23 protein-coding genes are annotated in these 20,585 nt (G+C 63.5%); 22 read left to right on the top strand and 1 reads right to left on the bottom strand.

Annotation, left to right across the window (positions count from 1 at the left end):
* Position 1 precedes the first annotated feature (1 nt).
* The 19 genes from LB513_RS24455 to LB513_RS24365 all read left to right on the top strand — a co-directional run bounded on the left by LB513_RS24455 (position 2) and on the right by LB513_RS24365 (position 16,457).
* Positions 2-1,675, top strand: a complete 1,674-nt coding sequence (locus tag LB513_RS24455; RefSeq protein ID WP_224666057.1) for a terminase large subunit domain-containing protein — start codon at positions 2-4, stop codon at positions 1,673-1,675.
* Between the two features lie 105 nt (positions 1,676-1,780).
* The gene (locus tag LB513_RS24450; protein ID WP_263482256.1) at positions 1,781-3,235 is read left to right on the top strand and encodes a DUF935 domain-containing protein; all 1,455 of its coding nucleotides are present in this window, start codon (positions 1,781-1,783) and stop codon (positions 3,233-3,235) included.
* A gap of 1 nt (position 3,236) precedes the next feature.
* Positions 3,237-4,022 carry a phage minor head protein gene (locus tag LB513_RS24445; protein ID WP_224666056.1) on the top strand — a complete coding sequence of 262 codons (786 nt, stop codon included), beginning with the start codon at positions 3,237-3,239 and terminating at the stop codon, positions 4,020-4,022.
* Positions 4,023-4,087: 65 nt separating this feature from the next.
* Positions 4,088-5,170, top strand: coding sequence for a DUF2806 domain-containing protein (locus LB513_RS24440; RefSeq protein ID WP_224666055.1), 1,083 nt, complete (start codon positions 4,088-4,090; stop codon positions 5,168-5,170).
* Between the two features lie 195 nt (positions 5,171-5,365).
* A complete protein-coding gene (locus LB513_RS24435) occupies positions 5,366-6,430 on the top strand; it encodes a phage protease (RefSeq protein WP_224666054.1) in 1,065 nt (354 codons plus the stop codon).
* Positions 6,430-6,843, top strand: a complete 414-nt coding sequence (locus tag LB513_RS24430) for a hypothetical protein (protein WP_224666053.1) — start codon at positions 6,430-6,432, stop codon at positions 6,841-6,843. Before LB513_RS24435 ends, LB513_RS24430 begins: the two co-directional genes overlap by 1 nt.
* A gap of 52 nt (positions 6,844-6,895) precedes the next feature.
* A complete protein-coding gene (locus tag LB513_RS24425) occupies positions 6,896-7,792 on the top strand; it encodes a Mu-like prophage major head subunit gpT family protein (protein WP_224666052.1) in 897 nt (298 codons plus the stop codon).
* A gap of 94 nt (positions 7,793-7,886) precedes the next feature.
* Entirely contained in the window at positions 7,887-8,195 is a 309-nt protein-coding gene (locus LB513_RS24420; protein WP_224666051.1) for a hypothetical protein, read from the top strand.
* Positions 8,196-8,293: 98 nt separating this feature from the next.
* The gene (locus LB513_RS24415) at positions 8,294-8,794 is read left to right on the top strand and encodes an HI1506-related protein (protein WP_224666050.1); all 501 of its coding nucleotides are present in this window, start codon (positions 8,294-8,296) and stop codon (positions 8,792-8,794) included.
* 4 nt (positions 8,795-8,798) lie between these two features.
* Entirely contained in the window at positions 8,799-9,233 is a 435-nt protein-coding gene (locus LB513_RS24410; protein WP_224666049.1) for a gp436 family protein, read from the top strand.
* A complete protein-coding gene (locus tag LB513_RS24405; protein ID WP_224666048.1) occupies positions 9,233-9,805 on the top strand; it encodes a phage virion morphogenesis protein in 573 nt (190 codons plus the stop codon). Before LB513_RS24410 ends, LB513_RS24405 begins: the two co-directional genes overlap by 1 nt.
* Complete coding sequence (locus LB513_RS24400; RefSeq protein ID WP_224666047.1) at positions 9,802-10,236, top strand: hypothetical protein; 435 nt, start codon at positions 9,802-9,804, stop codon at positions 10,234-10,236. Before LB513_RS24405 ends, LB513_RS24400 begins: the two co-directional genes overlap by 4 nt.
* Positions 10,233-10,424 carry a hypothetical protein gene (locus LB513_RS24395; RefSeq protein ID WP_224666046.1) on the top strand — a complete coding sequence of 64 codons (192 nt, stop codon included), beginning with the start codon at positions 10,233-10,235 and terminating at the stop codon, positions 10,422-10,424. Before LB513_RS24400 ends, LB513_RS24395 begins: the two co-directional genes overlap by 4 nt.
* Positions 10,421-11,353 (top strand): phage tail tube protein, encoded by a 933-nt coding sequence (locus tag LB513_RS24390; RefSeq protein WP_411962746.1) that lies wholly within the window; start codon positions 10,421-10,423, stop codon positions 11,351-11,353. The genes LB513_RS24395 and LB513_RS24390 overlap by 4 nt, the downstream gene beginning before the upstream one ends.
* A 50-nt stretch (positions 11,354-11,403) precedes the next feature.
* Positions 11,404-11,778, top strand: a complete 375-nt coding sequence (locus LB513_RS24385) for a hypothetical protein (protein WP_224666044.1) — start codon at positions 11,404-11,406, stop codon at positions 11,776-11,778.
* Positions 11,779-11,837: 59 nt separating this feature from the next.
* Complete coding sequence (locus LB513_RS24380) at positions 11,838-12,161, top strand: DUF1799 domain-containing protein (RefSeq protein ID WP_224666043.1); 324 nt, start codon at positions 11,838-11,840, stop codon at positions 12,159-12,161.
* The gene (locus tag LB513_RS24375) at positions 12,161-15,574 is read left to right on the top strand and encodes a phage tail length tape measure family protein (RefSeq protein WP_224666042.1); all 3,414 of its coding nucleotides are present in this window, start codon (positions 12,161-12,163) and stop codon (positions 15,572-15,574) included. Before LB513_RS24380 ends, LB513_RS24375 begins: the two co-directional genes overlap by 1 nt.
* Entirely contained in the window at positions 15,574-15,933 is a 360-nt protein-coding gene (locus LB513_RS24370) for a hypothetical protein (protein WP_224666041.1), read from the top strand. Before LB513_RS24375 ends, LB513_RS24370 begins: the two co-directional genes overlap by 1 nt.
* Positions 15,930-16,457, top strand: coding sequence for a hypothetical protein (locus LB513_RS24365; RefSeq protein WP_224666040.1), 528 nt, complete (start codon positions 15,930-15,932; stop codon positions 16,455-16,457). Before LB513_RS24370 ends, LB513_RS24365 begins: the two co-directional genes overlap by 4 nt.
* Positions 16,458-16,478: 21 nt before the next feature.
* Here the strand turns inward: LB513_RS24365 and LB513_RS24360 are convergent, their stop codons facing one another.
* Entirely contained in the window at positions 16,479-16,871 is a 393-nt protein-coding gene (locus LB513_RS24360; protein WP_224666039.1) for a hypothetical protein, read from the bottom strand.
* A gap of 35 nt (positions 16,872-16,906) precedes the next feature.
* On the opposite strand from LB513_RS24360, the gene LB513_RS24355 reads away from it, so the two are divergent.
* The 3 genes from LB513_RS24355 to LB513_RS24345 form a co-directional block, all read left to right on the top strand.
* Positions 16,907-17,344 (top strand): C40 family peptidase, encoded by a 438-nt coding sequence (locus tag LB513_RS24355; RefSeq protein WP_224666038.1) that lies wholly within the window; start codon positions 16,907-16,909, stop codon positions 17,342-17,344.
* Positions 17,341-20,103, top strand: a complete 2,763-nt coding sequence (locus tag LB513_RS24350; protein ID WP_224666037.1) for a hypothetical protein — start codon at positions 17,341-17,343, stop codon at positions 20,101-20,103. The genes LB513_RS24355 and LB513_RS24350 overlap by 4 nt, the downstream gene beginning before the upstream one ends.
* Positions 20,100-20,585 (top strand): hypothetical protein (locus tag LB513_RS24345; RefSeq protein WP_411962745.1); only part of this gene is annotated, 486 nt, incomplete at its 3' end. The genes LB513_RS24350 and LB513_RS24345, both read left to right, overlap by 4 nt.

The raw sequence follows: 20,585 nt of genomic DNA, 5'->3' as shown, positions 1-20,585 counted from the left end.
AATGAGCGGCCCGATCCCACAAGAGGACTGGGTAAGGGTCCGCCGTGAAAGCGGCGCGAACCTCGACCATGTCATCGATAGCGTTGGTCTGCCCAATGTCCTCCTTGGCTATCAGGGCCGGACCGTCGCTCTGCTCGAAACCACAGCGGTGCGCGTGCTCTTCATCGAGAAGAGCCGGCGCATCGGTGAGACGTGGGCGCTTGCCTCCTATGCCGTGCTGCGCGCCGGCCGCGCCAAGGAAGCCGGCGGCATGGATGCGATGTACATCTCCTATTCGCAGGAGATGACGCGCGAGTTCATCGACGCCTGCGCCATGTGGGCCCGCGCCTTCGCCCAGGCGGCCATCGCCCAGGAAGAATTCCTCTTCGAAGACACCGACCCGGCGGACCCGGAAGAGACCAGGCAGATCAAGGCATTCCGCATCCAGTTCGCTTCGGGCTTCGAGATCCTTGCGCTGTCCTCGGCACCGCGCACCCTGCGCGGCAAACAGGGCTTGGTGATCATCGACGAGGCGGCTTTCGTCGACAGCCTGAAGGAGCTGCTGAAGGCGGCGCTAGCCAACCTGATGTGGGGCGGCCAGGTCGTGGTCTGCTCGACGCACAATGGCGCCGACAACGAATTCAACGTCCAGATCCAAGACATCCTCGGTGGCCGGTCGAAATACAGCCATCTGCAGATCGATTTCGACCAGGCGCTACTCGAAGGGCTCTACGAGCGCATCTGCCTTGTGACCGGCCAGGAATGGTCGCCCGAGGGCGAGGCACAGTGGCGCCAGGACATCATCGACTTTTATGGCGACGCCGCCGATGAGGAGCTTTTCTGCATCCCGTCCATGGGCTCCGGCGCCTGGCTGACGACGCCGCTGATCGAAGCGCGCATGACACTGGAGCCCGCAGAGGCGCCGGTCATCCGCATCGATCTGCCGCTCGACTTCCTGCACAGGCCAGATCTGGAGCGCCGGCACCTCATGGCGCCGCACCTGGATGCCATCAAGGCCGCGCTCGACGAGCTCGACGAAAACCGCCAGCACGCGTTCGGCTACGACCCGGCGCGCAAGGCCGACCCGGCCGTCATGACGCTGCTCGCGATCGACAAGGTACTGCGCCGCCGATCGGCGCTGACGGTCGAGCTGCGGAACGTGCCATTCCAGGAGCAGAAGGAGATCGCCACGCTGATGCTGAAGAAGTCGCCCCGCCTGTGCGGAGCGGCGATCGACGCGACGGGCGTCGGCATGAACCTGGCCGAGGACCTCGGCCGCATCTTCGGCTTGCGCACCGACGACACGCCCGGCGGCCTGGTGTGGTCGGTCACGCTCAGCCAGAAATGGTACAACGAGAATTTCCCGCCCCTTAAAACCGCGTTTGAAGACGACAACATTGCGCTGACCAGGGATGCCGAACATGCCGTGGATCTTCGCCTGGTGAAGATCATTCGCGGCATACCCTCGATCCCGCCCGAGCGCGTCGACGTCGCCGGCGCGAAACGACATGGTGACTTCGCGGTTGCCCTGGTGCTCGCCTATTTCGCCAGCCGCATGCAGTGGCACGAGTATGACTACCTGCCGGCGCCCAAGCCCCATAACCGGTTCGACGAAGCCGGCGAGAGTGTGTTTCGGCGTCGGGCGGAAGACGACGACAGGCTTTCCTCGCGAAAGCGCGACCGGAGGATCTTCTAATGGCCGTGACGCTGCTCGATGCATACGGCCGGCCGATCGATACGCGCGCGCTGCGCGCTGAACAGGCCGCGCCGACCTCGGCAGGCGTTAAGGCGGCATGACGCCATGCATCCGGCCGCCGGACTGACGCCTGGACGGCTGGCCCGCATCTTGAGAGACTCGATCGATGGCGATCCCGAGCAGTATCTCGCGCTTGCCGAGGACATCGAGGAGCGCGACCCACACTATGCCAGCGTGTTGGCGACCAGGAAGCTTCAGGTCGCCGGCCTGGAGATCAAGGTCGAGGCCGCCGGCGAGGATGCCGCGGCCGTTCAGCACGCCGACCTGGTCCGCGAGGTGACCGCCCGCGACGCTTTCCAGATCGAGCTGCGCGACATGCTCGACGCGATCGGCAAGGGTTTCTCCGCGACCGAGATCCTGTGGGACACGTCGGAAAGCCAATGGCGCCCAAAACAGCTCAAATGGCGCGATCCGCGCTGGTTTACATTCGACACCGTCGACGCCGATACGCTTCTGTTGGGGGAGCCCGGTGGCGCCGTGCCGCTGAAGCCGTTCGGCTGGATCGCTCACTACGCTAAAGCCAAGAGTGGTCTGCCAATCCGGGGCGGCCTCGCGCGGGGCGCGGCCTGGGGCTTCCTGTTTAAATCCTTTACCGTGAAGGATTGGGCGATCTTTTGCGAGGCCTACGGCCAGCCACTTCGCCTGGGAAAGTATGACGCCGGCGCAACGGAGCGCGACAAGGCGGTGCTGCTTGAGGCCGTGACCAACATCGGCACCGATTATGCGGCGATCGTGCCGACATCGATGACGGTGGATTTCGTCGGAGCGACGATTTCGGGGAACCACGAGCTTTATGAAAGGCGGGCCGACTGGCTCGACCGTCAGACCTCGAAGCTGGTGCTTGGCCAGACAGCGACCACCGATGCGATCGCCGGCGGCCACGCGGTCGGCAAGACCCATGATCGCGTGCGGGTCGATATCGAGGAGGCCGACGCAATCCAGCTCGCCGCCACGCTCAACCGCGACCTCTCCAAGCCGCTCGTCGACCTCAACTTTGGCCCCCAAAAGAAATATCCGACGATCACCATCGGTCGGCCCGAAGAGATCGACCTCGACAAATTCATGGAGCGTTTGAAGACGTTCGTCGAGCTCGGCGGCAAAGTGGCGTCCTCAGTCGTACGCGACAAGCTCGGCCTGCCGGATCCTGGCGCCGAGGAGGAACTGCTCGCAGCACCCGCGCGGCCGGCCCAGGGCAACAAGGCGCCGGGCAACGAGAACGATGACGAGGAGAGTGCAAGAGCTGCACCCTTCAGCACCGGCGCCAGGAAAGACGATGCCGTCGACCAGGCGGCCGAGGAGATCGCGCGCGATTGGCGGCCGCTGATCGAACCGATCGTCGCCGGCCTTAGCGATGCGATCGCGGCGGCAGCCTCGATCGAGGACGTCAAGCAGCTGCTCGCTGACCGCTTTGCGGGACTAGACGTTTCGGCATTGACTGAGGAACTGGCGCGCGCCGCTTTCGCCGCGCGGATCTCCGGCGAAGCGGGCGAGACGATCTGAGGTGGCCGCAGAGCTCAAGCCTGTTCCGCCACGTGAGGCGATCGCCGCGCTGTTCGAGCGCGGCGGCCGGCTTGACCCGAGCTTTGCCTGGCAGGACGTCTGGCAGGACACGCATGCATCCATGTTCACCGTCGCCAAGTCAGCCGGCTTCGACATCCTCTCCGATATCTATGCCGCTCTGGTCGACGCGCTGGCGAACGGAACAACCCTTCGGCAGTTCGGGGCCGAGCTGACGCCGGCTCTTCAGGCCAAAGGCTGGTGGGGAAAGCAGCCCGCGTTTGATCCGGTCAGCGGCGACACCACCTGGTCGCAACTCGGATCCACGCGTCGGCTCGGGATCATGTTCGACGTCAACATGCGGGTCAGCTACGCAGCGGGCCATTGGGCGAGTTTCGAGCGGAGCAAGGCGGCGCGGCCGTTCCTCCGCTACGTTCACCTTGAGGGTCAGGAGTTCCCCCGGCTCCAGCATCACCTCTGGCACAACACCGTGCTGCCGGTCGACCATCCCTGGTGGAACACGCATGCCTGCCCGAATGGCTGGAACTGCCACTGCACCCTGCAGAGCCTCTCCCAGCGCGATATCGACCGGCTGCAGCGGGAGGGCGAACTCCTCAAATTCGAGCCTGTGCCCGGGACCATGCGCAAGTATGTCAACAACCGGACCGGAGAGGTGACGATGGTTCCTGACGGCATCGATCCCGGCTGGGCCTACAATCCGGGTAAGGCTGGATTTTCGATGATTGAGAATGGGATGAAGGCCAAAATGGCGCAACCAATCGAACGGTAAAATGACGACCCGCCAACTTGCACATTCGATCATGTCATGATTTGTCCCCATCAGGAGGAGGCAAAATGACCGAAGAAAATGGCGCAGCGCTGGACGTTGAGGTTGGCCCGTCAAGCTTTAGAGCAAAGCTGAATTCGCGTTGGTGGTCCACCATTGACAAGTTTCGCGGCTATAAAGTCGAAATCAAGGGCAGAGCCGATGCGCTGCTAGTTCAGAGACATCGGAATGACCTTGAACGCGAGCAATTTGTGCACGACGCGGGGCTCTCGGTAGAACGCGCCAAGTTGAACCAACAGCTCAAGGTGCTGGATTCAGTTGGCGACGCTGCGGCCGAGGCCTTGAAATCAGATCCTGCCCAGCTAGAGGATTTTGTCCGGCGTTATCTTCCTGAAATAGCGCAAAGGCGAGAGAACGTTAATGCAGCGCTAGACAGCGCAGCTGATCAGCTGCGCGCCTTACCCTTACCAACCGATCTCGACGTCAGAGGCTCTCCGGACCAGCTCGATGATGACTGGCTCAATTTCTGGAGCAGCTACGCCGAAAAAGCTTCAACTGAAAATATGCGCAGACTTTGGGGGCGCATTCTGGCCGGCGAAATACAGAGAGAGGGCAGCTTTTCGCGCACCACTCTACGGATTGCTGCCGAACTAGACACCGAGACAGCGCGGATGTTCCAAGAGCATGCCCGTTATGAGATTTTTGAATCGTTTCTAGGTCCCGTGAATGGGTCTGATGATGAAGATATCTCACCCTTGACCGAACTTGAGGCTTCAGGGTTAGTCAGCGGGTCAAGCGGGTCAATCTGGAAAACTCCGTATTCTGATGTGCCTGGAAAGTTCGAGTTTGAGCGTGGTGACTGGCTCATCGAGTGCGAGTTTAACAATCCCACTCAAACGGCAATCCAAGTCCCATGTTACCCTCTCACGAGGTCAGGAAAGCAGATGGCGAGCTTGGTGCCGATAGACGGCGAAGCCACTTTAAGAAGCTTCGCGGCCCGGTTCGGGCAAGAGTTTGCCAGGATGGAACTGTTCAGCAAGAAGGATGGCGTGATTCAACGCCCGGGTATTGTTCTGAAAGAAAGGCCGGTGCCAGAGCCTCAACCTGAAATCCGGCTAGATGGTTCGACGGACGATCAAAACGCGCTGTAGACCCGTTCAAAACCGATTTCAGGCTATGTCTAAGCCGAATGGAGGGGCGCACTTGATCGCCTTCGGCTGACCATCTAGCATCGACTTCGAAGCAGCCGTCCATGATGGCTCTTCAACTCCCACCATAAATTCCCTTCGGGAGGGCGAATTCGCCCTGCCGACGACGCATGGCCGATGCGCCTACATGGGCCGGTCATGTCGAAACCGATCCTCTCTGCCTTCGCGGCTCCTGTCTACCAGTTGACGCCCGCCGATGCCGGCGCCGGCCACTGGGTACAATTGTGCCCGGCCGGAACGTTCAAGGCACGTGACGGACGCGGGCCTTTCGAGGCCGGATCGGGCTCCGCGCTGCAGGCGATCATCGATCGCACCAAGGAAATTGCCGGCGCAACCGAGCTGGTCATCGACTACGACCACCAGTCGGTCTTCGGCGCCATCGAGGGCGTCGGCGGCACCGCGAAAGCGGCAGGCTGGGTCAAGGAGCTTGAAGTCCGGGCGGACGGCATCTGGGGCCGGGTCGAATGGACGCCAGCCGCCTCCGAGGCGATCAAGGCCGGCGAGTATCGCTACCTCTCACCCGTCCTGCTGCAGAGCAAGGCCACCGGCAAGGTGCTCGCCATTCGCATGGCCGCACTGACCAACACACCGGCCCTCGACCTCGCCCAGGTCGCGGCCAGCGCGAACTTTTCCGAAACGTCCGCAGAGGGAGACCCCATGGACAAGATACTTTCTGCCCTCGGTTTAGCCGCAGGGTCCAACGAGGACGCCGTTCTCTCGGCAATCACCTCGCTCAAGGCTAGCGCATCGGCTGTCGCGCTTGCTGCTGGCGTCGCCGAGACCGCGACCTCCGACCAGGTCATCGCGGCGTTCAAGGAAAAGGCCAAGCCTGATCCTGCGCAGTTTGTGCCCCTGTCGGCACTCCAGGAACTGCAGAACACCGTGAAGGTGCTGCAGAACTCGCTCTCGGCCGACAAGGCTGAGGCCGCAGTCGAGCTCGCGATCAAGAAGGGCCAGCTGTCCCCCGGCATGAAAGAATGGGGGCTCGACCTGGCGAAGACTGACCTCGCTAAGTTCGAGGCCTTCGCGGCCGGCGCTCCGGTTCTGACCGCGCCGCAGCTAACGGGTGCGACCAAGCGCAAGGATGGCGACGCTCCGATCCTTGACGAGGCGCAAGCCCAGGTCGCCGCCGCCCTAGGCGTCGATCCCAAGACTTACGCCGCAACGCTTGCCGCTGAGCAGGCCAAACTGGAGACCCTCTAATGGCTGCTCTTACCCAGGCTCGCAATACGCCCAAGCGGGACGGCCGAACCCGTGAGTTCGGGGTGAAGGGTGCGACGAAGATCTGGCAGGGATCGATGGTCGCCCTCGATTCCAGCGGCCGCGCCGTACCGTTTTCCGTCTCCACGACTTTGAAAGGGGTCGGTCGCGCGGAACTCACGGCCGATAACTCGGCCGGCGCTGACAATGCCATCCGGGCCAAGGTGTTGAGCGACACCTTTCGCTTCAACAACTCGGCCGCTGGTGACCTGATCACCACAGCCGATATCGGCTCCGACTGCTACGGCGTCGACGACCAGACCGTCGCCAAGACCAACGGAACCAACACCCGGTCCGTGGCCGGCAAGATCTACGACGTCGACGCCCTCGGCGTCTGGGTCAAGTTCACCGCCTAGTCGCGCGGGCTAGGGCCCGAGCACACCGAACACAGCCAACAGGAACCCTCTGATGAAGATCAATTCCGCTTCGCTCGATGCGCTCCGCGTCGGCTTCAAGACCAACTTCCAAGGCGGCCTCGGCCAGGCGGCGCCTATGTACAGCCGCGTGGCCACCAAGGTGACCTCGTCCACGCGCTCGGAAAAATATGGCTGGCTCGGCAAGATGCCGAACATCCGCGAATGGATCGGCGATCGCCAGGTTCAGAACATTTCCGAGTACGACTACGAGATCAAGAACAAGCCGTTTGAGTTGACGATTGGCGTCGATCGCGACGACATCGAGGACGATACGCTCGGCTCCTACGGTCCGTTGTTCCAGGAAATGGGCATGTCCACCGCCGCTTTCCCCGAGCAGCTGGTGTGGCCGCTGCTCAAAGCCGGGTTCACGACCAATTGCTATGACGGCCAATACTTCTTCGACGTCGACCATCCCGTACTCGACGCTGACGGCACGACCGTCAATTCGGTCGCCAACACCGATGGCGGTGCTGGTACGCCCTGGTTCCTGATCTGCTCCAAGCGCGCCTTGAAGCCGATCATCTTCCAGGAGCGCAAGCCGTTCGAGTTCGTCGCCATGGACGATTCCAAAGACGAGAACGTCTTTCGTCGAAAGGAATTCCAATACGGCGTCGATGGGCGCGCCAATGTGGGCTACGGTTTCTGGCAATTCGCCTGGGGCTCCAAGCAGACGCTCGACGCTGCTCACTACGAGACGGCCCGCACCGCGATCTCCAGCTTCAAGGGCGATTTCGGCCGCCCGCTCGGCCTGGTCCCGGATCTCCTGGTCGTCCCGCCTTCGCTCGAAGGCGCCGGCAAGGCGATCTTGTCCTCGCAGCTGATCAACGGCGGCGAGAGCAACAAGTGGGCCGGCACCGCCGAGCTGCTCGTCGTTCCCTGGCTGGCCTGACCTAGCCGTCTTCGTTCTGCCTGCCGGCGTCGACCAACGGGCGCCGGCAGGTGTTTCGAAACAGTTGGACCTATCAACCCTCAGAGGAAATTCGATGAAGTACCTTCGACCTCTCTTGTTAGCCTGCATGGCAGTCGCCGTCGCTTTTGTCCCGCTGGTGGGCCTCGCGCCGATCGGCGACTTGTTCCACCCGCCCGCCAGTTTCGCCGAGGCCGGTCCTGTCTTCGCGCTTAGAGCGGCCGTCACGACCGATGTCATGACGCTCTGGGCGATTGCCCTGATCGCGATCGCGCTGATCGTTGTCGCCTACGCCCTCGGGCTGTCCGGCCGCACAGCGAGCCGCAAGGTAGCCCGTTCCGATTTCTGGCGCCTCTCCGAACCTTATCGACGAACGCCTGGCTGACCGCCGACCAAACGAAAAACCGCCGGCTTTGGTCGGCGGGTCTTCGATGAGCAGCCGCCCAGGCTCCTTTTCAAAGACCCGAAAACGAGGATTGAACGATGGCGAAGGCCCTCCGTGATGCGAAAGCGAAAGCTCCCAAGGTCGACGACAAAAGCGAGGACCAGGCCCAAGCCCTCGCTGGCAACGAAGGCGACGCGCCTGTGGCTCAAGACGCTAACGGCGGCGAAGCTCAGTCGCTGACGACATCTGCCAATAACCCCCCGGTGAGCGAGGACCAGGGCGGAGCCGGCAATCCGGCCGGCTCCGCCGAGTCGTTCACGCTGGAGGGTCTTTCGGATCTGGAGAAGCGCCTCGGAAAGGCGGAAGCCGAGTTCCGCAGCAAGTACCCGCTTATGGCGGCTGCAATCGACGCCTGGCAGGCGAAGAACTCCGGTGAGGTGCCGAACGGCCTTCGTATCGTTTCGAAGGTCGACGGCTTCCGTCGCGGCGGTATCGCGCACTCGAAAATGCCGGTCGAGCATCTCATGGAGGCGTTCCAGGGGCCGGAGCAGATCGAGGCGCTCTTCGCTGAGCCCAACCTGGTCGTGGGGTTCATCTGAAGCCGTGCCGTACGCCGTCAAACAGGATCTGGTCGACCGGTTCGGAGTGAGGGAGCTAACCCAGCTTACCGACCGCACCAACGTGCCGCCGAGCGTCGTTGACGACGCCGTTGTCGGCCGCGCGGTCGCCGACGCGACGGCCCTGATCGACGGCTATATCGGCAAGATGTATTCGTTGCCGCTGGCGACGGTTCCCGACATCCTGGTCAAGATCGCGGCCGATATCGCCCGCTACTTCCTGCACGGCAAAGCGGCCGACAAGGATAGCCCGGTCACGGCGGCCTACAATCAGGGCGTGGCCTGGCTGAAGGATGTCTCGAAGGGCCTGGTCGCCCTCGATGACGGAACGGGCGCGACGCCCGAGCCCGCCGGCGGTGGTTCCGTCCAGGCCAACCCGTCAACGCGCGTCTTCCGCCGCGACAGCCTGCGAGACCTCTGATGGCTGACGGGATCCGCCTTAGCGTCGCCAATGACACCGTCAGCTCTACACTCGATCGCATCGATCGGGTCGCCGACAACCCGGCGGCGATCATGGCCGATATCGCCACGTTCCTCGTGCAGCGGAGCCAGCGCCATATCGAGACCGAAACCGGTCCAGACGGCAAATGGCAACCGCTGGCGCCGAGGACAGCCGCCAAGCGCAGCGGCCGAGGCCGTCGCGGCACGGCGCACATGCTTCGCGTCTCCAACCGGCTCTACAGCTCGATCACTGGCGAAAGCAGCGCGACCGAAGCAGCGGTGGGCACGAACGTGCTCTACGCCGCAATCCAGCAACTCGGCGGCACCGTGCAGATCCCGGAGCGGGAGCAGGAAATCCACCTGGTCAAGACGAACAGGGGCCAGCGCTTTGCCAGGGCATCGGCAAAGCGCGCGAAGAGCCGCGTCGTGACGATCGGCGCCCACACCATCACCATCCCGGCCCGGCCGTACCTCTACCTCACGGACGAGGACGCGGCCGAGATCGAACTGGTCGCCCAGGAAGGCTTCAGGCGGGAGGCAGACCTCAAATGAGCCTGGTCTCCGACATTATCGAACGACTGGACACCATCAGCCCGCCAGCGTTCTCGTTTGTCGGCGGCGCTGCCGACTTTGCCTCGATCGGCAGCGTGCCGACCGCAACGCCGGCGGCTTATGTGCTGATCGAGGCGGAAGCGAGCGCGCCGACCGAGCGCGCCACCGGGCCAGTGCTGCAGCGCCTGGAGAGTGACGTTGCCGTGGTCATCGTCGCCGGCAACGTTTCCGACTTCGTTGGCGCAGCCGCCTCGCAGGACATCGAAGATCTGAAGGCGATCGTGCGCAAGGCGCTGATCGGCTTCACACCCGCCTGTGCCGACGATGTTGTCCAGCACATTTCCGGAGAGCTCCTCAAGGCCAAGAACGGCTTCGTTTGGCACAAGGAGCTGTTCGGCACGTCCACGCTACTCCAGGAGGATTTGCAGTGACCCAGGCCGACAAGCCCTACAGCGAGCCGCTCGGCGGCAGCTACACCGTCGACAAGCCCGGCGCAAAACCGGTGCGCGTTGCATTCACCGAACATCACCGAAACGGCGCGCCCTTGGCGGCCGACACGATCGTGTCCGCTGAGCCGGAACCGGCCGTGACGCCTGTCGCTGACAAGAAGGGAAAATAGTCCATGGCCAGCGCAACTGGCGAAAGCTCGCCCTGCTCGTAAAGAACGAAACCACCTATGGCACCGATGCCGTACCGACCGGCGCCGCCAACGCCATCCTCGCGATCGACGCCCGGTTGTCCTACGACGCGCAGCAGGTCTCGCGCGAGCTGCTGTTCCCCTATCTCGGTCACCAGGGCGTGATCCTGACTGGCGTTGTCGGCAAGCTGGAATTTTCCGTCGAGATCGCTGGCGCTGGCGCCGCCGGCAGCGCGCCGAAATGGGGACCGCTGATGCGGGCCTGCGGCATGGCGGAGACGCTCAGCGCCGGCGTCTCGGCCGTGTATGCCTTCGTTTCGGCCGCACAGGAGGCGGCGAGCATCTATTTCAACCGCGATGGCGTTCGGCAGGTGCTGCTCGGTGCAAGGGGTAGCTGTTCACTTGAGTTGTCGCCGCAGGGCATCCCGCGCTTTCGCTTCACGTTTACCGGCCTGCTCGGCACCGTATCGGACACCGCATTGCCGGCCACAACGCTCACCGGCTTCGTCAAGCCGGCCATCGTCAACAAAGCGAACACGACCTGGTCGCTGCACGGCGTCTCCCTGATCGGCATCGCCATGTCGTTCGACTTCGCCAACCAGGTGGAGCCACGCTTGCTGGTTGGCTACGAAGCCATCGTCATCGTCGATCGCATGATGACCGGCTCGGTCACATTCGAGGCCGACACAGTCGCGGTTAAGGACTGGCTGGCCGTCGCCAGATCCGCGACCACAGGCGCCCTGGCCATCACGCACGGCCTGACCGCCGGCAACATCGTTTCGTTCGCAGCGCCGGCCGTCCAGCTCGGCCTGCCGAACGAAGGCGAGAGCCAGAAGATCGTCAATACCGTGATGCCGATGATGTTCCAGCCCGTGACCGGCAACGACGAGTTCACGATCACCGTCACCTGAGGGTGGCCGGTTTCAGGCCGCTTTAACGACCCTTTGAAAGGCGATTTTCGATGAAGTTCATCCCTACGGCGCAACGCACTTTCTGGCGCCCGGTCACCATCAAGAGCCCTGATCCGGAGAAGTCCGGCCAGTTGCAGACCGAGACCCTAGAAGTCCTTTTCGAGGCGTTGTCGCTCGATGAAGGCGTGGCGCTGGACGAGGAGCTGGCCGGGCTGCGAACCGACAAGGAACGCTCCGCGCACGAATTGAAGCGCATCAGGCGGGTCGTGCTCGATTGGCGCGACGTGGTCGACGAAAAGGGCAAGGCGATCCCGTTCTCGGCCGAAATGCTCGACGCCTTCATTCAGATGCCATGGCATCGCATGGGCATCTATCGCGCCTATCACGACGCCATGGCCGGCCAAGAGGCCCGAACGGGAAACTGAAAGCGGTCGCGCGGGCTTGGGCGTTGGCTCGCGAAGGCAAGACCGACACGACAGCGGCCGTGGAGATCGACGCCGAGCTGGCAGCGGAATTCGCGCAGCTCGGCGTCCAGGTGGAAGTAACCAGCAGGCAGGAAGAGGCGTTTCGAGTGTGGGACGTGAACTGGCAATCGGTGCTGTTGTTCCTCGACTGCGAAACGCAGTGGCGAGCGGTTGCGACTATGGCCGGCCTGATCTTCCTCGGGATTGATTACACCGCTGTCCATGCTCTGCTCGACCTCAAGCGCGGCCGGCGCCGATATCTCGCCGGCGCCGAACGGCTCCTGCAGGATCTCCGCGTCATGGAGCGCGAGGCCTTGAAAGTCTTCGTCGAGGTGCGCGGCTGATGGTTGCGCAGATGAAGCTTTCCCTGGTGATCGACGCGAACGCCAAGGGCGTGTCGCCGGCGACGGCCGAGACGCGCAAGGAAATCGCGTCGATCGGGCAAGAGGCAACCTCGACCGCCGCCGAGCTGAAGGTTTTCTCGGCGGCGCAAGAGCAGTCCTGGCAACAGTGCATCAAGATGACCGAGGCGGCGCGCGGCCAGGCGGCGGCCGAGCGCGATCTCCGCGCCGCCATCGCCAGCTTCTCGAATGTCCGCTCGCCGCTGAACGACAATGACTACAAGGCGCGCCAGGCCGATATGGACGCCTACGGCGCCAGCCTCGACGCTCTGCGGGCAAAGTACAATCCGGTGTTCGCTGCTGAACAACAGCACCTAACCAGGCTGAAGGAAATCGACCAGGCGCTGAAGGTCGGCGCAATCAGCGAGGTCGAACACGCGAATGCGGTTTCGGCATCGGGCGCCGCCTATCAGCGGCAGATCGTCGGCATGGTTGGCGTTTCAAATGCGAGCCGCCTGACTTCGTCCCAGCTGCTGAACCTGTCCCGGCAAGGCAATGACGTCGCGACCATGTGGGCTCTCGGCGTTCCGAAGATGCAGATCTTCGCATCTCAGGCGGGCCAGATCTACGACGCCCTAGAGAGCGGCCCCAAGGGTCTGCGCGGCTCCCTGACCGCCATCCGGACTTCGATCCTGTCGGCGTCGACAGCGTTCATCGGTTTTCTTGGTCCAATCGGATTGGTCACGGCGGGCATAGGCCTGGCCGGTGGCGCCCTGCTTGCCTACTCAGTCCTCAGCCGAGAAAAGTTCAGGTCGGTCGACGATATCCTCAAAGACCACGAGCAGAACATCAGGGCATTAAAGGACGCCTATGGCGAAGCGGCCGACAGTGCCATCGCCTATGGCAAGGCTGCGGCCAACGAAGGCCGGGCCGGTGTAGCCATCCCAACCTTCGCCACGAAAAGGGAACTTGAGCTTTCCCTTCTCCAGGAGTCGCGCAACGTCTCGGCCGCGATGACCGCAAACGCTGGCTGGCTTGGTGGTGGCTCTCAGTTCGGGCCGTCCGTCACTTCGGAGTTCAAAGACTTTGCCGACGAAATCTCGGCGTTTCAAAACACTGTCGCTCGCGGCAAGCCGGACGTCTTGGCCTTCAGGAAGGCCATCACCGACAAATGGGACCTGAACCAGGATAGCGAAGAGATCGGCCGGGAGGCGACGGCGCTCTTCAGGCTTACCGACGCGGCAACTAGAGCGGCGCTGGCGCTGCCGGCAGCAAAAGCCGCACTCGACGCCTTGAACAACGGGCGGTTCCCGAGCTTCGCCGATATCCTGCCGCGCCAGAACTATGAGGATCAAAACAACGCCAACCTCGTCTGGATGGAGCGTCAGCGCGCGGCGACATTGGCGGGCCTGGGCGCCAGGTCACCAAGTCAGCAGCGGAGCGCGGCGATGGCATCCGAGGCCGCGCGGCCGAGCGCAGCCGACGAGAGCAACGATGTTCGCCAATATCGCATCGCCACCGCCGGCGCGGTTGCGTACGAACAGGCAATTCACTCGCTGACCGAAGCCCAGCGCCAGCGGCTTCGTTCTCTCGATGAGACGATTGCCTCGGCGCAGCTGGATCTCGACCTGGTTGGCAAGAGCGAGGCCGAGGTTGCCGGCCTGCGCATGCAGCATCAGCTGCTCGCCCAGGTGCGGGCGGCCGCCGACGACGCCGGCGTCAAGGCCGACCAGGGAGAGATCGACCGTATCCGGCAAAAGGCGGCCGAGTTCCAACGCCTGCAGGCGCTGCAGTCAGCCCGCGAAATGCTTGTCAGCCAGCGCGACGATCTGGAGACGTCGCGCCTTGAAGTGACGTTGATCGGTCAAAACAGCACCGCGCGCGATCGACTGATCGCGCAGCTGCAGACGGAACAGGAGATCCGTCGGCGAGGCATCGACCAGTTCGGACAAGAGGCCGCACAGATCCGCGCCAACACCCTGGAGCTTGCAGCCAACGAGGCTGAAGTCCGCAAGCAGGGCGCGGCCTGGGAGGTAATCGCGTCGGCCAGCAACGATGCTATCGACGACATGGTTGCCAGTGCCGCGAACGGCTTCAATGACATCGGCGACGCCGGCAAGAAACTCGGCGCCGACCTGACCAAGATGGCGCTCGACATGTCGCTCGCCAATCCGCTCAAGAACTGGCTGACCGGCAGCGAACTGCCGACCTTCTCCGATGTCGGCCAGATGGGTGGCGCCCTGGGCAAGCTGTTCGGAAAGTCCGGTGCCGCCGACACGATCTCAAGCGCGATCGGCCAGACGGTTGGCGCGATGAACGTTTCCGCCGCTGTCGTCAATCTCAGCGGCGCCGGCATCGGTGGAGGTGCCGATGGGATCTTCGGAAAGCTGCTCGGCAGCGCTACGGCCGGCGACGGCAGCATGGCGAGTTTCGCCAGGGCGATCCGAGCAATTGAGAGCGACGGCACCGGCGGTTACGGCGCGATCGGCGCCCTGACTAAAAGCGGCGACCGTGCCTATGGCGCGTACCAGGTCATGGGCTCGAACATACCGGGTTGGACCCAGGAGGCGCTCGGCAAATCGCTCACGCCAACCCAATTCCTGGCGAATAGCAGCGCCCAGGACGCGGTGTTCGAGCAGCAGTTTGGCAAGTTGCTGGCGAAGTACGGCAATGCGAATGACGCAGCCTCGGCATGGTTCACTGGCGGCCCGCTCGCCGGCAATGCGGGCAAGACTGACATCCTCGGCACCACCGGGTCGGCATATGTCGACAAGTTCAACGCCGAGCTGGGCAAGCTTGGCAACACAACTGACCAGGCCAACAAGAGCCTCACGGGTTTCAGTAGCGACCTCGGGCAGGTCAGCAATGTGCTGAAGCAGTTCCCAGCCGCCCCCGGTGGCGGCGCGGGCGGCCTGCTCGGCTCGATCTCCTCCGCCTTCACCGGCAGCAAGGCTTATGACTGGTTGAGCGCAAACCCAGGCGGCTACATCGGTCTCTACGACACCGGCGGCTTCACAGGTCCAGGCGGCAAATACGAGCCCGCCGGCATCGTGCACAAGGAAGAATACGTCTTCTCGGCCGAGGCGACCCGCGCGATCGGGCCGCGCAATCTCGACGCGCTGCATAAGGCCGCCAGGCGCGGCTTTGCCGAGGGCGGTTACGCGACGCCAAGCGGCGGCTATGGCGGCGGCGGCGGCGCCTGGCACGGCGGCAGCTCCGGCGCCGACAGCGTGCAGATCTTCCCGCCGGCGGGCGTCGAAACCACGAAGAAGCGCAAGAAGAACAAGGCCGGCGGCTTCGACACTCAAATCATCCAGCGCCTGGTCAAGCAGGACATGGCCGATGGCAGCTATGACGACATTCTGAGGAGTCGCTGGGGCGCGTCGACAACCAAGGCGCAGCGAGGCTCGCTCTGATGCTTGTCTGGCCCGCAACCCTGCCGCAGTTCGTGCGTCGCGACGATTTCAGCTTCGAGCCGTTCCGGCCGAAAATCTCTTTTGAACCGGACGAAGGCCTGCCGATAGAGCGTCGCAACGGCAGCGTCGATATCGACGACATGACCTGCTCGGTCTTCCTCACGCTCGCCCAGCTGCCGATCTTCCGGTCGTTCGTCGACGTCGATCTCGACGGCGGCGTCTATGAATTCCAGTTCCGCCATCCTCTCACCGGCGATACTTGCGTCGGCAAGATGGAAGGCGACCGGCCTTACCGGCTGACCCCGGTGAGCGGTGTCGAATTCCTCGCCACCTTCCTGCTGCGGGTCAACACGCTATGACTGAGCCGCGCTTTGTCCCGACCGACCTGCAACGCATGCTGGAAATGTCGTCCAGCGGCGTCGATATCGTCACTTTCATCACCATCGCGCATCCGAACATGGCGCAGACCGCGTTTCTCGCTGTCGACGACGTCGACTACCTGATCGATGGCCAGACCTATCAGCGCGCCAAGGGCGTCAAGCTCAAGCCGCTGACCGATACAGAGCAGGCGCCGCGCACCACGTTCAGCTTTCCCAATGTCGATTATTCGAGGCTGATCGGCCTAGCTGAGATCGTGGATCCGGCCAAGGTGACGTTCTTCTATGCGCCCGACACGAGCTTTGACCGCCGCACCAAGCCGCGCGTTCTGAAGGCCGGCAAGGTGCTGGAGCCTTTCTGGCGCCACATCGGCCTTAACCTGACCGACGTCTCGGTCAGTGAAACCGTCGTCTCGGGCACGTTGCGCGGACCAGACTACAGCCAGGAGCAGCATCCGTCCCTGATCGTCACCCAGGAGCTCTTTCCGGGGGCGTACCTGCAATGAAGCCCCTCGGAACCCACAAAATCAATGCTTCGGCCCGGCTCCTGCTTGAGGGCCGGATTCAGCGTCTACAAGTGCCGATGCCAGATGAAATAGATGTTTTCGGTCCACCCGAAACGCGATCGGAACGGCGTCTGGGCGAAGATAGACCCGGAGAACCCGACTTTGATCTTGAGGGACGCTGATGGTCAATTTCGCTGCGTCAACAATCATCTGCGTTTTCTTCTTGCCTGCAATCGATGCTGCCGCGCTGGCGCTCATTAGCGTGGCAACAAGCGCTGGGATGGTTTCGGACCCCATGCTTACTCCAACGACATTTCCGGACGCATCCTTCATCTGCAGGATCACGTGGTTGCCGTCCTCCGAAGCAATCGCGGCATGGATATCCTCGAAATGGTACTGCACTTCGTCCGTCATCTCTTCCCCCATGTTTATAAGGGAGGAATAGGACCGTGCCGGCTTTCGAGAGTCAAATCATCAAAGGCTATGTCGGCATCCCGTTCGTCGACCACGGCCGTGATCGCAAGGGCTGCGATTGCTGGGGCCTCGTGCGCCTCGTTCATCTCCTCGAGGCGGGCATCGAACTGCCGCTCCATTCGGAAATCAGCGCGCGCGAGCTGCTCGCCGTCGCCAGGCGGATCCGCGCCGGTTCGGTCAGCAAGATCTGGGTCGACGTGGCGCACCTGCCGCGCCGGCCCATGGACGTCGTGCTGATGAAGAAAGCCGAGGACCACGGCAAGCGGGCCTGGCACCTCGGCATCATGCGCGACGGCAAGACCATCCTTCATACCGAGGACGGCGTGGACAGCCATCTGGCGCCGCTCGATGACGACAACGTCTGGCTGCGCCATCGCATCGTCGGCTTCCGCCGGCACCGGGATCTCGCATGAACGCCGTGGTCCGCAACGCCGGCATCCAGGCGCCGGGCTTGATCATGGCCGTCTACCGGCCTGACTTCGGCCAGGGCCGCTTGAGCCGCAAGGTGTTCGACCCTGGGATGACGGTCTCGCAGATCGTCGCCGAATGGGACGTACTGCCGCGCGACTTCTTCCAGCGTGGCGTCGTCATGATCCAGGGCGAGCACGAGCTCGACCGACGCTACTGGTCGCGAACGAAGCTGAAGGCCGGCAACGCGATCGTGCTGCAGGCGCCGCTTGCCGGCAGCAAGGGCGGCAGCGGTGGCAATGGCGCCAAGAACGGCGTCCTGGCGATCATCCTCGCGGTCGCCACGGTGCTCACCGCCGGCGCGGCGGCCGCCGGCTTCTTCGGTGCCGGCGCCGGCGCGTGGTTTGGCGTCGGTACGCTTTCCGCCAAGCTCCTGGGCGCCGCGATATCGCTGGGCGGCGCTCTCCTGCAGTCGGCGCTGAACAAGCCGCCAGGCGCGGAGAAGCAGAAGTCCCTTGCGGACGCCAAAGGGTCGGCGTCGGCGTCGGGCAACCTCCTGCAGAAGGGCGCGCCGGTGCCGAGGGTCGGTGGCACCCGCTACAATTACCCGTCCGCAGCCATCCAGCCGCTTGTGCTGCGCGAGGGCGGCGACGAGGTGGCCGAGGCCCTGTTCGCACTCAGCGGACCCCACAAGATCGAAGACATATGCCTTGGCGACACGCCGATCGCCGACGCCGACAACGTCTTCTATGAAGTCCGTGAGGGCTGGCCGGACGATCAACCGATCAGTCTCATCACGCGATATTCGACGACGCGCGGTTCGCCCTTCGAACTCACCGGGCATGTGGTCGACGGCGACGATCAGACCCTTCTGAAGAACCAGGACTTCCCGGCAAAGAGCCTGCCGAAATTCAACATGACCTCCAATGCGGCCGAGGCCGACGAGGTCCATCTCGACCTGACCTTCCCGCAAGGGCTGGTCAAGAGCTCCGACAGCAGCCGGCTGCGCATCGCCTTTCGCGTTCGGATGCGCAAGACCAGCGCCGATTCCTGGATCAATCTGCCCGAGCTGCACTTCGCCTCGGACGACACCCGCGAGATCCGCGCCAGCATCGTCCTCAAATGGGGCGACGCGCCGGAAGCCACGCCGGGCTTTCCAGCCAGCGAAGGCTGGATTGCGGGCTACAAGAACGTCGCCGGTCAGACGACGCCTCCTACGGATGGCTGGGCCGCAGATGCGAGCTTCAGCGCCGGCGCCGGCAACGACGCGATTTACAAGGGCGTGGAAGGGGCGAGCAACGTCGAACGTGTCAATGCCGACCGATACCAGGCGACACTGTTCCTGGACGCTACGGCCATTCCGCGCGGCTCCTATGAGATCGCAATCATGCGCTCGGCTGCGGTGCTGGCCGGAAACTTCGGCAACAGCAGCTACCAGTACAACGGCACCGTCAGAGACCTGTTTTTCTACCAGCTTAGCGGCGGCCAGGCGAAGGTGGTCGAGTCGCGCCAGAACCTGTCGGACAAGGTTTACCTGATGCGCACGTCGAGCATCGTGAACCAGCACCCGGTCAAGGGCGGCGCGATCGGTCCGGGCGTCGCGCTAATCGCCATTCGAGCGCTCAACCGCTCGATCGACAGCCTGCGCGTCAAGGCGTCTGGCTATGTCCGCGATTGGGACGGCACCGGCTGGAACACATGGAAGACGACGTCCAACCCGGCGCCGCATTTCAAGGATGTGCTCGACGGTCTGCTCGCGGCCGAGCCGATCGACCCCGCGATCATCGACAATGATAGCCTGGTCGAATGGCGCCAGCGCTGCATCGACCGGGGCTACACCTTCGACAAGATCATGGAAGGCGACGGCGTCGTGGACGTGCTGAGCACGATCGGCAGCTGCGGCTACGCAAAGCCGCGCATGTCGGAGACCTGGGGCGTCATTTCCGACTATGACCGCTCGGCCGACGAGCCGGTGCAGATCTTCACCTCGCGCAATTCGCGTGGGATCACGCTCGACAAGGGCCTGCCCAAGCTGCCCGACGTCATCCGCGCCACCTTCCAGGAGGCGTCGAACAAGGACATCGAGCGCGAAATTCTCGTCTGGCGGCCGGACATTCCGCACCGAGCCCGGCCGAGGATGGAAAGCCTGCGGCTTGAAGGCATCTCGACCGAGGCCGCGGCTCGCACCCAGATCCTGTTTGCCTTCCGGCAGATGATCTACCGATCGGCCTTCTGGAATTTCGAGGCGCCGGCCGAGGCCGCCAAGGCGCGGCGTGGCACGCTTATCGCCGTAAACCATTCGGTGCTGGACAAGTTTCAGCGCTCGGCCCGCATTCGCGGCACCACGATTGTCGCCGGCGAGATCACCGAGGTGAAGCTGGACGCCCCGGTGCAGATCTACAACGAGCTGATGATGGAAGACGTGGTCGACATGACGGCGATCACCGACATAACGCTGGTCGGCGCCCAGACCGGCATCTCTATCCGGGACGCCGATGGTGATCCGATCGCGATCGGCCGCATAACTGGCGCCACCGGCCGGCGGTCGACGCTGCAGCTAGACACGCCTATCGCCGTCGAGGTCGACGCCAAAGACGGCGACCCGCTGCTGCGCGAGGGCAATCTCGCCTGGATCTACTCTATGAGCAGCCAGGCGCGGCGCCTGGTCGTCTCCAACGTCACCTATGACGAAGAGCTGGTGGCGCAGATCTCGGCCGTCGACGAGGCCTCAACCGAACTTTTTCAATCCGAAGGGGCGCCATGACCGCCAACAGACAGTTTCCGCTGAGCGGCTCCGGGGCCGACGTAATGGCGAAAATCGCCGAGGAAGGCACGGCGCTCTACAACGCAGCTGCTCTGCCGCTGACCAACGTCGCCGGCGGCACGGCCAACAACCCCAAGACGGCGTGCGCTCCGGTACTGTCGGCCGGCCTGCTCAATGGCATGTCGTTCTGGTGGACGGCGGTCGCCGACAACAGCGGCCCCATGACGATGGTGGTCGATGGCAACGCCGCAGTGGCGATGAAGAACGATGCCGGCCAGCCCCTGGGCGCCTTGGTCATCAAGGCCGGCCAGACATACAAGCTCTTGGTCTGGGGCGGCATCATCATCGTGATGAACACGGCCGCCATCCTGAAGGTCAACGACTACCAGGTCTTCACGGCCAGCGGCACGTGGCTGAAGCCGGCGGGCTGCCCAGCGAATGCGCTCGTTACGATCGAGGTCTGGGCGGGCGGGGGCGGTGGC

Origin of the sequence: Mesorhizobium sp. ES1-1, from assembly GCF_020164785.1 — a bacterium.
Taxonomy (GTDB): Bacteria; Pseudomonadota; Alphaproteobacteria; order Rhizobiales; family Rhizobiaceae; genus Mesorhizobium.
This window is presented reverse-complemented; position numbering and strand designations above follow the sequence as displayed.